A 14,011-nucleotide genomic window follows, 5' to 3' on the forward strand; every position below is an offset into this window, starting at 1 on the left:
GGAAACCCGCCTGCAGCGCTGGACTCACCGCAAGCGGGGAGGGGACGCAAACAGAAGCGCTACACGTCGCCACACACTGCATCTGCTTCTACCTCTATCAACATCTCCGGATTTATTAGGGATTTGACTTCCACCATTGTTGTAGCAGGCGGATTCTCACCAAAAAATTCTTGATGCGCCTGTCCAAATTCAGCCCAACGGCTAATATCTGTAACAAACATCCGAGTTCGCACCACACAGCTTGTGTCTGCACCTAAGTCTTGCAAAGCGTTGTGGATAATTTCAAAACAGCGTTTTGCTTGCGCGTAGGCATCGCCAGGAGCAAACACTCCTCCCGCTTCATTGACTGGTGCTGTACCGGAAACATAAATTTGGTTTCCGACTCTGATAGCTCGACAGTAGCCTACTTTTGATTCCCAGGAAGCACCGGAAAAAGTTCGTATGACTGGCATGATACTATGCTAGGGCTAAACCAGAGGAAATTTTACCTGTAATAGCTTTGCTCAATCTATATTCGCACTTCAGGTTCGCAAGCAAGACAGGTAGTACGATCGCTTTTAATCTCTGAGCTTCCGTAGCAAGCTTGCTATCTAATTCACTTGTATAGTTGCTTACCCATAATTTCATTACCAAAGCACAAAGGCACAAAGAGACTCAGTATCAAGCCTTGCTCAATATTTTTGTGTCAGAATTAGCGTAAGCGTCTAAGTGTTTTTAGCAATGGCTTTGACAATTGGGCAGACATTAAAGGGCGGCAAGTACACTATCGAGACGGAGTTAGGGCGGGGACGCTTTGGCATTACCTACCTGGCTAGGGATAGAAATGGCAATGGTCATGTGATCAAAACTCTCAACGATCAGGTGTTGAATGACCCCTTAGAATTCCAGAGGTGGCAGCGCAATTTTGCCGACGAAGCCTTCAAACTAGCTAAGTGTAAACATCCCCACATAGTTGAGGTTGAGGAGTCTTTTGAAGAGGCAGGGCTGCGCTGCATTGCGATGGAGTACATTGAGGGGACAAATCTAGCTCACCGCGCCCAGGGTAGATTGCCAGAGGCAGTAGCGCTGCGCTATGTCCAGCAAATTGGCGAGGCGCTGAGCGTAGTTCATAGTAATAATTTGATACATCGGGATGTTAGACCAGAAAATATTATGGTGCGAGCCGCTAAATCAGAAGCGGTGTTGATTGATTTTGGGCTAGCACGGGAATTTGACCACGATCTGACCATGACCCGTGCTGGTGATGCCGCTGAGGGTTTTGCCCCACCTGAATTGTACTTACGCAACGCCAAACGAGGAGCGTTTACGGATGTCTATTCTCTGGCGGCGACGCTGTACGTTCTCTTGACGGGACAATTGCCTACAAGTGCTAAGGAGCGCAGGTTTGCCAATGCTGGTTTAGTTCCACCTAAGGAAATTAATCCTCAGATTAGCGATCGCACCAATCGAGCTATTCTTGCAGGAATGGAGCTAGAAGCCAAAAACCGCCGTCAGACAGTGCGGGAATGGCTAGATTCATTGGGATTGACGAGTGTTACTACTAGCCAAACACCACAACCAGTTTCAAAGCAGTGGTGGAAATCGCACGTTGTCTGGGGAGCAGTAGGAGCATTGGCAACTGCGTTAGCAACGATCATAGCTTTGATAGCTTACTTAAAACCTCCGTCTCCGCCTTCTTCCAATCCCACACCACCCACCACGCCACAGGTACAAACAAAACCAACAAATCGGTAGCTCTTGCTTTATAAAAGTAGCATTATATCATCAAATCAATTATTTAAATAATTTTGGTTATGGCATGGGACAAAGGCACGCACTTGCAAGGAGGTCGCTACGTTATAGAAAAGGAGCTGGGAAGAGGTGGCTCTGGAATTACCTATCTAGCCAGCAGAACTGACAATGGGCAGTCGGTTGCTATCAAAACCGTGAACAAAATGGTGCAAGACAGCATCGACTTTGACAAATGCCAGCAAGAATTTGAAAATGAGGCGCGAAGGCTCCAGCAATGTACGCACCCCCATATTGTATCGGTTCACGACTTATTCCTAGAGGGGCTGTTGTGGTGCATGGTGATGGAGTACATCTCTGGGGAAACTTTAGCAAGTTACGTTGACAAGCAGGGTGTTTTGTCGGAAGCCGATGCATTACATTACATTAGGCAGATTGGTGAAGCGCTGATTGAGGTTCACAAGAATGGCTTGTTGCATCGGGATGTGAAACCACGCAACATTATGCTGCGCTCTAATAGCTCTGAAGCTGTCTTAATTGATTTCGGCGCTGCACGGGAGTTTACCCATAACCACACACAAACTCATACAGAAGTGGTATCTCAGGGCTTTGCGCCCTATGAGCAGCATTTAAAACGCCATAAACGGGGAAAATATTCGGATGTTTATGCTACAGCGGCAACGCTGTATTTTATGGTAACTAAAAAAGTGCCTCCAAATGCCTTAGAAAGAAAAGAAGGCGAGCAATTAGTACCACCAAAGCAGCTTAATCGGCGGATCAGCGATCGCGTGAATGAGGCAATTCTCAAAGGGATGGCACTTGAGCCAAGCGATCGACCTCAGTCAATACAGCAGTGGCTGAAGTTGTTAGAAGCGCCAGAAGTGATAACTCCACATCTTCACGTAAGGGCAAAACCAATACCTTGGCAAGCTCTTAAGAGCATTCTGAAAGCTGTACAGGGATGGTTTAGGTTTCTGAAAGTGAGACTTACCCTAAATGCTTTCATTAGTCTCAAAACTAGCAACACGGCAAGCAGGCGTTCGCGTGCAGAAACAGGAAGGGTCATTTCTTATTGCCCCTGGTTGACGGGAGCTTTCCTAAGCTATGCATTGACAGGCTTACTCTGTGCTAAGTCTGCTTCCCCGATTTGGGCTTTGACTCTGGCTAACGCTGGAGCATTGGCTGGGACTTTGACTTATTCTAGTAATCTTCTACGGGATATAGCTGCGTGTTTAGCTATAGCTGTACCTTATGCTGGAATTGGTGTTTCATACTTAGTTGTAGTTGCGGCTTACTTTGCTTTTGCCTTTGGGTGTCTGGCTGTGCTTTTGTTTTTAACTGGGCTTGTGATATTTTTTGTGGCAGCGGTTTTAGGTTTAGTTGGACTCTTGTTTGGAGTTGGGGCTGAGGCTGAGGTTATAGCTAAGGCTGGCATTAGAATTGGGACTATGTTTCAGTATTGGGCTTGGGCTATAGCTCAAGCTGTGTTTACGAGTGTGGTTAAGGCTTTGGCTTGGGTTTTGGCTGGGGAATGGGTGGGGATTGCTGCTTGGGCTATAGGCTGGGTTTTGGCTATAGCCTGTTTTTTGGCTTTGGCTGCGGTCTTAGCTGGGGTTAGGGACAAGTTACTAAAGTGGTTCAACAAGTTTCATACATTTTTGATTTTGACTATAACTTCTGGATTAGGACTATGGTTGGGGTGGTTAGTACACTGGAAAAGAATTTTGTGAGTGATTAGCAGTTAACGTTATACTAACGCCCCTGCTCCAGCGTTCATGGTAGAGTGCGATCGCACTTATTTTGGTCAAATGGAGTAAAGTGCGACGGCGCTCTTAAATTAAATAAAGATAAGATGTTCATCGTCAAGTACTAAATCAGGTTACTGTCAAACTACGCTTGGCGATTGTCAGCAAACCTCTTCCAGTTCGTTCATCTAACAGGGTGATTTTTACAACTTATTTAGAAACCAAATTATGCGCCATATCAAACTCGCTCCGAATTGGTTGCGGTTTCTAATTGTCGTGGTGTTGGTGCTGGGTGTCTTTTTTCGCTTCTTCAACGTTGACGGCAAAGTTTATGGACACAATGAAACTTACACTTCATTGCGGATTTCTGGTTATACAACGACAGAAGTCAGGCGGCAAATCTTTAATGGTCGTGTCGTTAATAAGGAAGCTTTTGCTAAGTTCCAGCGTCTTAATCCTGATAAAAATTTAGGTGATACAGTTAAATCTTTAGCAATAGAAGACCCTCACCATCCACCGCTTTATTACGTTATAGCACGATTGTGGGCGCAAATCTTTGGCACTTCGGTAACAGCTATTAGAAGTTTGTCTGTCATTATTAGCTTGCTAGTATTTCCCTGCTTTTATTGGCTGTGTCGAGAATTATTTAACGTGCCGTTCTCAGTACCTTTTTTGGCGATCGCACTCATAGCCATCTCCCCCATTCATCTCATCTACGCCCAGGAAGCACGGGAATATATTCTTTGGCTCGTCACGATATTACTTTCCAGCGCTTCTTTGCTGCGAGCTTTGCGACTAGAATCACAACAGCAATTACCAGATCGCACCTTGGCATGGGGAATTTATACACTCACTTTAGCACTCAGTCTTTATACATCTTTGTTAAGTGGATTTGTAGCGGTTGCTCATGGAATTTATGTCATGACAACTACAGAATTTCGCTGGACTAAAAAAGTCGAAATTTACACACTAGCATCACTTGCAGGTTTTTTAGCCTTTACTCCGTGGATTTTAGTTATTCTTACCAACCTGTTGCAATTTCATCGTAAAACAGCAGGAACAACAGGAAAATTACCACCATTGGCTTTAATTCAATCTTGGCTAATCAACTTAAGCCATATTTTTTTTGATTTAAACTTTGGCTCAGAAAATCCCCTCAGCTATTCAATTTCCTATATTTTTTTAATCTTAGTGGGATACTCAATTTATATTCTTTGTCGTACAACCCATCCAAAAATATGGTTATTTATCGTGTTATTAATTACTGTGCCAGCAATACCTTTAATGCTGCCAGATTTGATTTTTGGAGGAACAAGGTCAACAGCAGAGCAGTATTTAATACCTTCTTTTTTAGGTATTCAACTAGCAGTTACTTATCTGTTCGCTTATCAACTATATGATGGAATTATTTTACTCCGGAGAATTTGGCAGACGGTATTAGTGCTGGTGATTATAGGTGGTGTAGTTTCTTGTGCAGTGAGTTCCCAAGCAGAAACTTGGTCAAGTCAGGGTGTCAGTTCTGGAAATCCACAAGTTGCCAAAATTGTCAATCAGGCTTCTCGCCCACTGTTGATAAGTGATTCTTTTGGCATTAATTATGGAAATGCCTTTTCTTTGAGTTATCTTGTAGAGCCAAAAGTACGGTTTTTCTTGATAAAGGACAAAAATATTCCCACAATTCCCAAAGGTTTCACTGATATGTTTTTGCTTAATCCTTCAAGTACTTTACGTAAAGGAATCGAAAAGAAGTATAAGTTTAAAATCAACATAGTTTATGTTGACAAATATTACTCACTATGGAAAATAGCAAAACTTTCATTCAGTAAAAAATATGCCTAAAAAATTATAGTGGTGTGTTTCGTTACATTAACACACCCTACGTATTTAAAATTTTATTTATAAATTTAGTTTTCATGGTAATATAATCCTTCAAATCCATATTTATCAATAATAAACCTCTTGTAAAAGTCAAGAACATAAAAATGAAACCACAGATAAACCTTGCCCTCGAGCGAAGCGTAGACGCCCTCTGGGGGGCTTCCCGCAGCGTAGGGACAGATGGACACAGATAATTCATCTGTGTTTATCTGTGGTGTGGTTCTAAATACTAAATATAGACTTTGGTAAGAGATATCGTGAACTACGGCTAAATATGAGATATAGTGCTTCTCGTTTGGATGAAGTAATTATTTATCTGTGTCCATCTGTACGGCAGTTGCTACAACGGAGGGAACCTCCGCAACGCACTGCCTCGTCCATCTGTGGTTCTTATTTCTTGATGTCTTGCACTCAACTCCCGAACCGCTATAGACTTATATCTTTCGAGTCTGGTTACTAGATTAACTTGATTTATGATTATGTAATTTTAAAAAACTTTTGGAGAACCTTTTGATGAAGTATTCGATACTAGCTTCAAGATGGTTACGGTTTATCATTATCTTCCTATTGGTCGTGAGTGGATTCTTTCACTTCTTTAATCTTGATAAAAAAGTTTACTGGCACGATGAAGTTTATACATCGATGCGAGCAGCAGGCTTCACGCGTGACGAAATAGACCAAGAACTTTTTCAAAATCGCATAGTTCCAGCACCACAGTTGCAAAAATATCAGCAGATAAAACCAGGGAGTACTCCAGCAGATACAATCAAATCTCTAACAATAGAAGATCCACAGCATCCACCTTTGTACTTTTTGATAGCACGGTTCTGGATGCAAGCTTTTGGCAGTTCTCTGGCTGCATCGCGTGCTTTGCCAGTGTTATTTAGCTTGTTGGCATTGCCCTTGATGTATGGTTTAGCACGAGAACTTTTTGCCTCACGTATAGTAGCAACACTAGCAACAGCGCTATTAGCTATATCTCCCTTTGATATCCTGTTTGCTCAAACAGCAAGGCAGTATAGTTTGTTAACTGCTACTATCATTGGCAGTAGTTTTTTGCTACTTCGGGCTTTACGCTTACCAACATGGCAAAATTGGGCGTTGTTTACCTTGGCAAACACGATAGGTTGGTATACTCATCCCTTTTTTGGTTTAACAGTAGTTGGTGAGGGAGTCTATGTCCTGCTGTTACTAATTACAGGAAAAAAGCAAGAAGCACCAAAAGCTTTGCAAGCAGTGATCAAATTTTTTCTGGCAGTTTTCTGTTCGCTTCTGTTGTATCTTCCCTGGATAATTGTACTGGTTACTAATTACCAACGTGCATCTGCTACTACAGATTGGACTAAGGTCAACGTGGAATTCATCTACCTTGTAAAGTTGTGGATTCTCAGCTTTAGTTCCCTGTTTTTAGACTTAGACTTTGGCTTTGATAATGTCTGGACTTATCTGCTGCGATTGACAGTTATCCTAGTCATTGGAATCGCAATATATACATTATGCCGTCGCACGAGTCGAGCAACCTGGCTATTTATCCTAACTTCAATTTTTGTGCCTTTTTTCATGTTGGTGTTACCAGACTTGCTCTTAGGAGGAAAACGTTCTGCAGTCAGCCGCTACCTAATATCCTGCTACCCAGGAATACAACTAGCTGTTGCTTACTTATTGGCAACTAAAATTCTGGATGGACGCCGAGTCTGGCGCGGTGTTATGATGGTGCTTATGAGTGGAGCGATCGCATCCTGTACAGCCAGCGCTTTCTCCGATTCTTGGTGGAATAGAGATTTAAGTTATTTCAATGCTGAAGTTGTTCGGCGCATAAATGCCACTTCGTCTGCGGTAGTCATTAGTGAAATTGGCGATGACTACACAAACACAGGCGATTTGATTTCCATGAGTTATCTGCTGCATGACGATGTCTCACTGTTGCTGCTGAGTCAACCTCCGCAATTAGAAAATGTCAAATCTTTATTACCAGATAGCATAAAACCTTTTGTGTTTCGACCCTCCAAAAAATTTATTGAGGAACTGAAGCCAGAACAAGGACAGCTTGTGCAAGTCTTTCCAGAGGGGAGACTTTGGCAGATTAAGAAGTAATATAGCAATCTTAAACTATTCGTGAACAACAAGATTCCCGACTTCTTGAAGAAGTCGGGAATCTGAAGTCATCCTCAAGTCTGTGGACGTGTTTAAACCTGAGAAACAGCAACTGCACTCACATCTACCTTTCTATTAAACAGAATTCGTGGCTTCAGCAAAATTCTAAATATCAACAACAACGAACTCAATTCTCCTGGTGTGTTGTTGCGCTTCCACTGTCCGGGACGACAAAATAACATTTCCACAAGACGACGATGTTGTGTCAAATTGACTGATTCAAACTTCACTCGCACTGTCGGAAATTCATCTTTAAAACCAGTGCGGACAATGTTTGCCTCAAGTTGTAAATTTTCCTCTACAATTTCTAATTTAATAGGCGTGTTTTTGGATAAATCAGTAGGAGGATTCTGCGTAACAGCAACTTCAGCACCTACCTCAGAAATGATTGTAGTCACTCCCCAAAAACTTTGCTTGCCAATACTTAAGCGCACGACTCGCCGCAAGTCAAACCATTGATAAACATCTGGTTTGGGAGCATCCAGAAAAACCAGCAAAGCTATGCCAATCATAATCAAATTATAGGCACTCCATAACCAACCTAAGCTAATACCTTTAACTTGTAGAGCAGCTTCTGAAGAGACTGTGGAAGACCATGTACCTTTGTCCATGCATATTCCCACATTCTGCCACAAACTCAAGGCATTAGCGATAAACAAAATTATCAGAGGTAAGGCAAGGTTCCAGTTGAAAGAAAATCGGTTGCTTGCTGTTCCTTTCGGTGTCACCTGAAACTTTTTAGAAAAAGGATTTAGCATGACTTGTATGACAGTCAATGCTATAGGAAAACACAGCAATATAGAATAAATATCAGATAGCAAAGCAGAGCGTGATTGGTAATTTAACCAAGTAAACACAGTTAAATTAACCAGATAGTAAGGGAGAAAAAAATACAACAACTCTGCTACGTTTGACCGAACAGGAATCACGCCTAAAAATGAATAAGCTAAAGGCATGAGGAGAAAATAAACACGCGAAATAGCGCCAAACCAATGCAGCAATCCTTCTAAATGAGCCAATCTTTGAATTAGGCTGAGTCCAGGAATTGTTAAAGGATTGGATTTGATAAAAAATGCTTGAAGTGTGCCTTGTCCCCATCGTAATCTTTGAGTTGCATAAGCAGCAATATTTTCTGCTGCTAAACCAGCGCTAAGTTTTTCATTAAGATAAATCAAACGATAACCTTTGGCAGACAACCGAATTCCAGTAAAGTAATCCTCACTTAAAGACTCGGTAACAAAACCTCCTGCTAATAAGAGTGCGCTGCGTCGAACAACGAAGGAAGTCCCACAACAAACCATACTGCCTGCCGTATCTTTAATAGCTTGAGTTTGCCGATAAAATACTTCTTCGTCTGGGGTAAGAATATTTTCCAAGCCAAGGTTACGGGCTACGGGATCAGCGTTGTAAAAGCTTTGGGGTGTTTGTACAAGTGCTACTTTTTCATCTTGAAAGAAACCAAGTGTACGACTTAGAAAGTTTTTAGTAGGAACAAAATCAGCATCAAAAACAACAATGAACTCTCCATGAGTTTTGGCAATAGCATGATTTAAATTTCCTGCTTTCGCATGGCTGTTATCTGGTCGCGTTACATACTCACACCCTAACTCAAAAGCCAATTTTTTGATTTCTGAACGCCTTGTATCATCGAGAAGATAAATTGTTTTATTGGCATATTCTAAGGCTTGGCAACCGATAATTGTACGCTTGAGAATAAAAGCAGGTTCATTGTATGTTGGTATCAAAATATCAACATATGGAACAAAATCACCATTGATAACAGCAACTGATTTCTCATCTGCTTCGCGGCGACGGTCTTTGATATTTAACATCAAAAATAGCTGGATAGTGCCACCGAAGAGCATTAACATTTCCAGCAAGAATAAACTTAGACTAAATAACCCATTTAGGGGATTGACAAGATTTAAGGTAGAGAGCGATCGCCACAGAATATACCTTAAAGTTAGGATAATTAAAATTCCGACAACGAGCCGTTGTGACCAAACACGAGGCTGAGGAGAGACTTTCATCACCAATAACACTGTTAGCAACAGTGCTACTGTGGGTGCTAGTAAATATTTTCCCTTCACCATTGGCACTTCTAGCCAGATTGGTGGGTTTTCTTGGAACAGATGAATCTGAGCAAAAATTCCACTAATTGTGTCTTCACCAGCAAACCATGCAGCTACAATAATGCTGAATAAAAAAACGATGCTCAATAGAAACAGTGTTGCTTGTCGTAATTGAAGCCAAGATCTAGAACGGAGTTTCTTGACCAAACGCCGTTGACGAAGACGGCTTACATTATTTTTTTTCAACTGTGTAATGGTCATTTTTATACTCCTTGAAAACCACACCTATCATTCATGATTCTTCCTTCTTGCCTGCATTGCCTAAAGCTTGACAGTTGCATCGTTTATAAAAAACAGCATTCAACAACGGAGATAGTGTGAAGTTCACTTAAGATTTTATATCAAAATGTTAAGATTTAGTAAATAGTCTTTCGCCTTTAGAATTAAGGTTAAACGCAAATTGTGCTTGTAAGATGAAAATCCGATTAAAAATTTGCGTTTGCAAAGCTGCGCCAGTTTTCAAGAAATTCTCAGCCTAAATTCATTTATCTTGTGCAAATACGGTTTAAATTGTCCATAGAGATGGATTTGAGGACTCACCTATGAAGTTGAATTTGTCGCACCTTTGTATTGTTGTGTCAACTATAGGCTGTAGAAATGTAAGCTCAATTGCCTTGTGGAACTCAAAGCTTATACCGTACCCAACAATGTAAAACTCGCAGACTTGAAATCTGTAGCGATATGATGTCAAGGGTTCAATGCTATCTTTGGTTACGGAAATATTATTGTATAAAAACTACATCAAATAATTTTATATTTCTGTAAAAACGCAGAAATTGTTTGAGTTCAACCAGATTTGTGCAAACAGGTGTTTTATGGAACTTGCAGATTTTCTTGGTCTTATCCATCCAGCGATCGCAGTCTTTTTTGTCTTTCCCCTGATTGGAATGGTGGTTAATTTTGCTTGGGCTACACGCCAGCGTCGCCTGCAAACCGTAGATTCTGGAAAAAGTAAAATTCCAACCGTTGTGGGGGTAGAACACAGGCGATTAGGAAATTGGCTAACCGGTGCAGTTGTCGGATTGGCTTTAGTAGGGTTATCCTACCCAATTGGCAAAAATATTATCAAAAATCAATTGTGGAATAAAGAGATTTTCCAAGTCGTTTTTATTCTTTTGATGTTTGCTGCGACTATTACCTCTTTAATATTACTTTATCGAGCTAAGCAAGCGCTGTGGCGGGGGGTGTTTGCCACTTTAACAGGTGCAGGTTTAGTGATTCTCGGCTGTCAGGATGGAGTATTTCGTCGCACAAATGAGTGGTATTGGTCGCATTATTACTTTGGTATTGCTGCAGCCTTGCTGATGATTTTTTCCCTAGCAATTGTTCCTGATATTTATAAAGATAGGTCGAATCGGTGGCGCATCGTCCACACAATTTTAAATAGCATCGCCTTGTTACTATTTATTGGACAAGGAATGACCGGAACGAGAGATTTACTAGAAATTCCTCTGAGTTGGCAGGAACCTTACATTTATCAGTGTGATTTTGTTAAGAAAGCTTGTCCTACACCAAATCCTCAACCTAAATAAAGAGTTATGAGTTATATCAAGTCCGGTTAAATACTTATCATTACCCGAATCACCCCACCCCCCTTTGGGGAATTCAAAATTCACGCATTATAAATTCAAAATTAAGATTCTTTTTTTTGAATTTTGCATTTTGTTCGCGTAGCGTGCCCGAAGGGCATACTTTGAATTTGGGCGGCGCGGGGTGGAGTGCAGTTAACGTGGGAATCATAACTAATTAGCCGGACATGATATTACGAGTGCTGAGTAATCAGTAAAAAATTTTCTTCACTGTTCACTGTTCACTGTTCACTGTTCACTGTTCGCAGGTGGGTGCATTGGTAGTCTCACCGTAATGGTTGTTCCCACTCCCTCTTTACTTTTTATTCGGATCTCACCTCCATGAAGATCCACGCATTTTCTCACAATCACAAGCCCTAGCCCTGTGCCTTGAATTTTACCTACATTTCTAGCACGGTAGAAAGTTTCAAACAGACGCGTTTGGTCTCTGTAAGGAATGCCTATCCCTTGGTCTTGCACCCGGAAAGTTGCTACACCTTCTTGGCAGACCAAATCAAACAAAATTTTGCTTTCTGGAAATGAGTATTTGATTGCATTAGAAAGTAAATTGGTAAAAATGCAACTTAACAAGTTTTCATCCATTTGGGCTAATGTGCATTCTCCCTGGTGATTAAAGATAATATCGCGTTTACCGTCTGTATTGAGTTGAAAAATTTCTGTAAGTTCCTCACAGAAATTTTTCAGATCTAAGGGGACAGGTTGGTATTCAACTCTATCAACTTCAGTTTTACTCAGAAACAAAACCTCATCTAAAAGTTGAACCATTTGGTTAATAGAACTTTGAATTCGCTTAAAGTATTTGGCTCTACGCTCTTCGGTCAGTTCAGGGTTATAGTTTTCGAGTAGCTGGGCAGATGTGCGAATGATAGTCATAGGGGCGCGGAACTCATGGGAAACCATTGCCACAAAGTTCGACTTTAATTCATTGAGTTCTTGTTCCTTCGCTAGCGCTTCACGAATGCGTTGCTCGTTCGCCCGTAATTGATTAAAAATTTGTCCTCGTTGAATAGCATAGCGAATGGCACGCACTAACATTTGAGTTGTTATTTGGTCTTTGACGATGTAATCTTGCGCTCCTTGTGCTAGTGCTTGCAATGCTAGTTCTTCATCATCAAGCTCTGACAGTGCCACAACAGGAATATCGGTTACTGCTTTTTGGAATTCTTTTACCGTGTCCAATCCAGTAGAATCTGGCAGGCTAAGGTCTAACAAGACAACATCAAATCTGCGTTGATGTATACTTTGTGAGGTAGAATTCTTTAAGGAGAGGCTAAGTTCTGATTTACAGGCAACAATTGCCTCATTTAGCCGCTCCACATGTGCGATCTGCCATTCTTCATGACCATTGTGAGGGAATATCTGGCGTAGCAGGCGAGCATCACAAGAATTGTCTTCCACTAGAAGAATGTGAATTTTTCTATTCTTCATAAGAAAATTATATAGTTTTGCCAGAGCAGCCGTTTCACTCTCGCTAAGGTCAGAAATAGGGTATCTAATATCTTAAGAACATAAAGGAAATTGGTATATCCAGCTTCTTTTTTCAAGAAAGCTCTGAAATTTGCGGTTTTTCAGCGAAAAATGGAAATCAAAAATTTAACCTGTCACTAATGCATTTAAATCACATGGTTACAGTCCTCAAAATGCTTTCTCCCCCTTAGTTTGCCATGTTAAATTTTGAATGTCCTACTACTTTGGTGGAATTACTGCTCTTAGCCAGAAATCTTTGAGTCGAAAAATTTTTCGACAGCCATTGGTTTTACAAATGTAGCAATTAGCACTGAAATTACCTAAATCTCTCTAACTCTTCCTCTGTGTCCTCTGCGCCTCCCTACGGGTTCACCAGTCGCCTGCTGTCGGGAAACCCTCCCGCAGCGCTGGTTCACTGCGGTTTTTTAATTAGGTAATCTTCGACAGGAAGAGAGTATTTCCTGATGTATTGCCTCCAACCCCCGAACCGCTATAATCCCCACAAGAGGAAGCCAAAGGCATAGGGGCGATTTTGTAAAATCGCTGCTACAGCTCATGAATGCAAGCCCTCAAGCCTGCTTGCACCTTTTGAGTACAGAAAATTTACATACAGCAAAAATATCTGGAGAATGATCCGGAACACCGGGACTGGTGTTTGTAGTTAAAAGTGTTCCCAAAAAAGAGAACAAAAAACCAGACACAACTGCATAAGATAGTCAAACCGACCCTAATAAATAGATAGAAACAGGTTCAAGCCTAACAAACAAAAGCCAAATTTGAAATTTTACATGAAGAGGTAAGTAATTATGACTAGCTTTACTCAAATCCGGACACAAAACGACCTACTCCACCCGATTCGTCAATGGTTGGACTCGATTGAAATTCATAACGCTAAATTAGCTCATTCCTTGTGCAAGCTGATCCCCGCACAGTGTCCTTTCGAGCGTGATATTACAATGTTTGGTCGCAAGCTATTTCACATTCCACCTATGTGTAAGTTAAATCCTTTGTATGAAGAAGTGGTGAGTCTGCGTTTCAGAGCTTTGTGTTATCTTGCTGACGAATGCGGTGAAGACGTCACAGCTTATTGCTAGTAGTTAAGTGTAGTAGTGATATCATACTGCAATCATAGGCAGCAATTATAGGTAATGGCACGCTCAGCGTAGTACCTTCCATAAGATTTGATTTTATCAAAAGCTTTCCACCATGAACTTCCGCAATCCGTTTCACAAGGGCAAGTTCTAACCCAGTTCCAGAAGATTTTGTAGAGTAAAAGGGCTGGGTTAGCTTGGGTAAAATCTCTCAAGACATTGGTTTA

The 14,011-nt window shown here is 41.3% G+C and carries 11 protein-coding genes; 6 read left to right on the forward strand and 5 right to left on the reverse strand.

The window, feature by feature from the left end:
- Window positions 1–59 precede the first annotated feature (59 nt).
- Both ACM0OZ_RS23395 and ACM0OZ_RS23400 read right to left on the reverse strand, forming a co-directional pair.
- Window positions 60–452, reverse strand: coding sequence for a RidA family protein (locus tag ACM0OZ_RS23395; RefSeq protein ID WP_414585208.1), 393 nt, complete (start codon window positions 450–452; stop codon window positions 60–62).
- Between the two features lie 4 nt (window positions 453–456).
- Window positions 457–627, reverse strand: coding sequence for a hypothetical protein (locus ACM0OZ_RS23400; protein ID WP_414585209.1), 171 nt, complete (start codon window positions 625–627; stop codon window positions 457–459).
- A 93-nt stretch (window positions 628–720) separates the two neighbouring features.
- On the opposite strand from ACM0OZ_RS23400, the gene ACM0OZ_RS23405 reads away from it, so the two are divergent.
- The 4 genes from ACM0OZ_RS23405 (at window position 721) to ACM0OZ_RS23420 (ending at window position 7,445) form a co-directional block, all read left to right on the forward strand.
- Window positions 721–1,734: a serine/threonine-protein kinase gene (locus ACM0OZ_RS23405; protein WP_414585210.1), complete on the forward strand. Its 1,014-nt coding sequence runs from the start codon at window positions 721–723 to the stop codon at window positions 1,732–1,734.
- Window positions 1,735–1,793: 59 nt separating this feature from the next.
- A complete protein-coding gene (locus ACM0OZ_RS23410) occupies window positions 1,794–3,458 on the forward strand; it encodes a serine/threonine protein kinase (protein WP_414585211.1) in 1,665 nt (554 codons plus the stop codon).
- 243 nt (window positions 3,459–3,701) lie between these two features.
- Complete coding sequence (locus ACM0OZ_RS23415; protein ID WP_414585213.1) at window positions 3,702–5,312, forward strand: glycosyltransferase family 39 protein; 1,611 nt, start codon at window positions 3,702–3,704, stop codon at window positions 5,310–5,312.
- A gap of 552 nt (window positions 5,313–5,864) precedes the next feature.
- Window positions 5,865–7,445 (forward strand): glycosyltransferase family 39 protein, encoded by a 1,581-nt coding sequence (locus ACM0OZ_RS23420; RefSeq protein WP_414585214.1) that lies wholly within the window; start codon window positions 5,865–5,867, stop codon window positions 7,443–7,445.
- A 92-nt stretch (window positions 7,446–7,537) separates the two neighbouring features.
- Here the strand turns inward: ACM0OZ_RS23420 and ACM0OZ_RS23425 are convergent, their stop codons facing one another.
- A complete protein-coding gene (locus tag ACM0OZ_RS23425; RefSeq protein WP_414585215.1) occupies window positions 7,538–9,838 on the reverse strand; it encodes a glycosyltransferase family 2 protein in 2,301 nt (766 codons plus the stop codon).
- A 614-nt stretch (window positions 9,839–10,452) separates the two neighbouring features.
- On the opposite strand from ACM0OZ_RS23425, the gene ACM0OZ_RS23430 reads away from it, so the two are divergent.
- Window positions 10,453–11,169, forward strand: coding sequence for a DUF4079 domain-containing protein (locus ACM0OZ_RS23430; RefSeq protein WP_414585216.1), 717 nt, complete (start codon window positions 10,453–10,455; stop codon window positions 11,167–11,169).
- Window positions 11,170–11,454: 285 nt separating this feature from the next.
- On the opposite strand, the gene ACM0OZ_RS23435 is transcribed toward ACM0OZ_RS23430, so the two are convergent.
- A complete protein-coding gene (locus tag ACM0OZ_RS23435; RefSeq protein WP_414585217.1) occupies window positions 11,455–12,654 on the reverse strand; it encodes an ATP-binding protein in 1,200 nt (399 codons plus the stop codon).
- A gap of 845 nt (window positions 12,655–13,499) precedes the next feature.
- On the opposite strand from ACM0OZ_RS23435, the gene ACM0OZ_RS23440 reads away from it, so the two are divergent.
- Window positions 13,500–13,787: a Mo-dependent nitrogenase C-terminal domain-containing protein gene (locus ACM0OZ_RS23440; RefSeq protein WP_073629750.1), complete on the forward strand. Its 288-nt coding sequence runs from the start codon at window positions 13,500–13,502 to the stop codon at window positions 13,785–13,787.
- Here the strand turns inward: ACM0OZ_RS23440 and ACM0OZ_RS23445 are convergent.
- The gene (locus tag ACM0OZ_RS23445) at window positions 13,771–13,992 is read right to left on the reverse strand and encodes an ATP-binding protein (protein ID WP_414585257.1); all 222 of its coding nucleotides are present in this window, start codon (window positions 13,990–13,992) and stop codon (window positions 13,771–13,773) included. The two genes, ACM0OZ_RS23440 and ACM0OZ_RS23445, sit on opposite strands and share 17 nt — an antisense overlap.
- Window positions 13,993–14,011: the final 19 nt, after the last annotated feature.

The organism is Scytonema sp. PCC 10023 (assembly GCF_963920835.1).
GTDB lineage: Bacteria > Cyanobacteriota > Cyanobacteriia > Cyanobacteriales > Nostocaceae > Kalymmatonema.

Excerpts from the sequence above, each read along its gene's own strand:
- ACM0OZ_RS23410 (WP_414585211.1), top strand. The coding sequence starts at position 1,794 with ATGGCATGGGACAAAGGCACGCACTTGCAAGGAGGTCGCTACGTTATA.
- ACM0OZ_RS23435 (WP_414585217.1), bottom strand. The coding sequence starts at position 12,654 with ATGAAGAATAGAAAAATTCACATTCTTCTAGTGGAAGACAATTCTTGT.
- ACM0OZ_RS23440 (WP_073629750.1), top strand. The coding sequence starts at position 13,500 with ATGACTAGCTTTACTCAAATCCGGACACAAAACGACCTACTCCACCCG.
- ACM0OZ_RS23400 (WP_414585209.1), bottom strand. The coding sequence starts at position 627 with ATGAAATTATGGGTAAGCAACTATACAAGTGAATTAGATAGCAAGCTT.
- ACM0OZ_RS23425 (WP_414585215.1), bottom strand. The coding sequence starts at position 9,838 with ATGACCATTACACAGTTGAAAAAAAATAATGTAAGCCGTCTTCGTCAA.
- ACM0OZ_RS23420 (WP_414585214.1), top strand. The coding sequence starts at position 5,865 with ATGAAGTATTCGATACTAGCTTCAAGATGGTTACGGTTTATCATTATC.
- ACM0OZ_RS23405 (WP_414585210.1), top strand. The coding sequence starts at position 721 with ATGGCTTTGACAATTGGGCAGACATTAAAGGGCGGCAAGTACACTATC.
- ACM0OZ_RS23415 (WP_414585213.1), top strand. The coding sequence starts at position 3,702 with ATGCGCCATATCAAACTCGCTCCGAATTGGTTGCGGTTTCTAATTGTC.
- ACM0OZ_RS23430 (WP_414585216.1), top strand. The coding sequence starts at position 10,453 with ATGGAACTTGCAGATTTTCTTGGTCTTATCCATCCAGCGATCGCAGTC.
- ACM0OZ_RS23395 (WP_414585208.1), bottom strand. The coding sequence starts at position 452 with ATGCCAGTCATACGAACTTTTTCCGGTGCTTCCTGGGAATCAAAAGTA.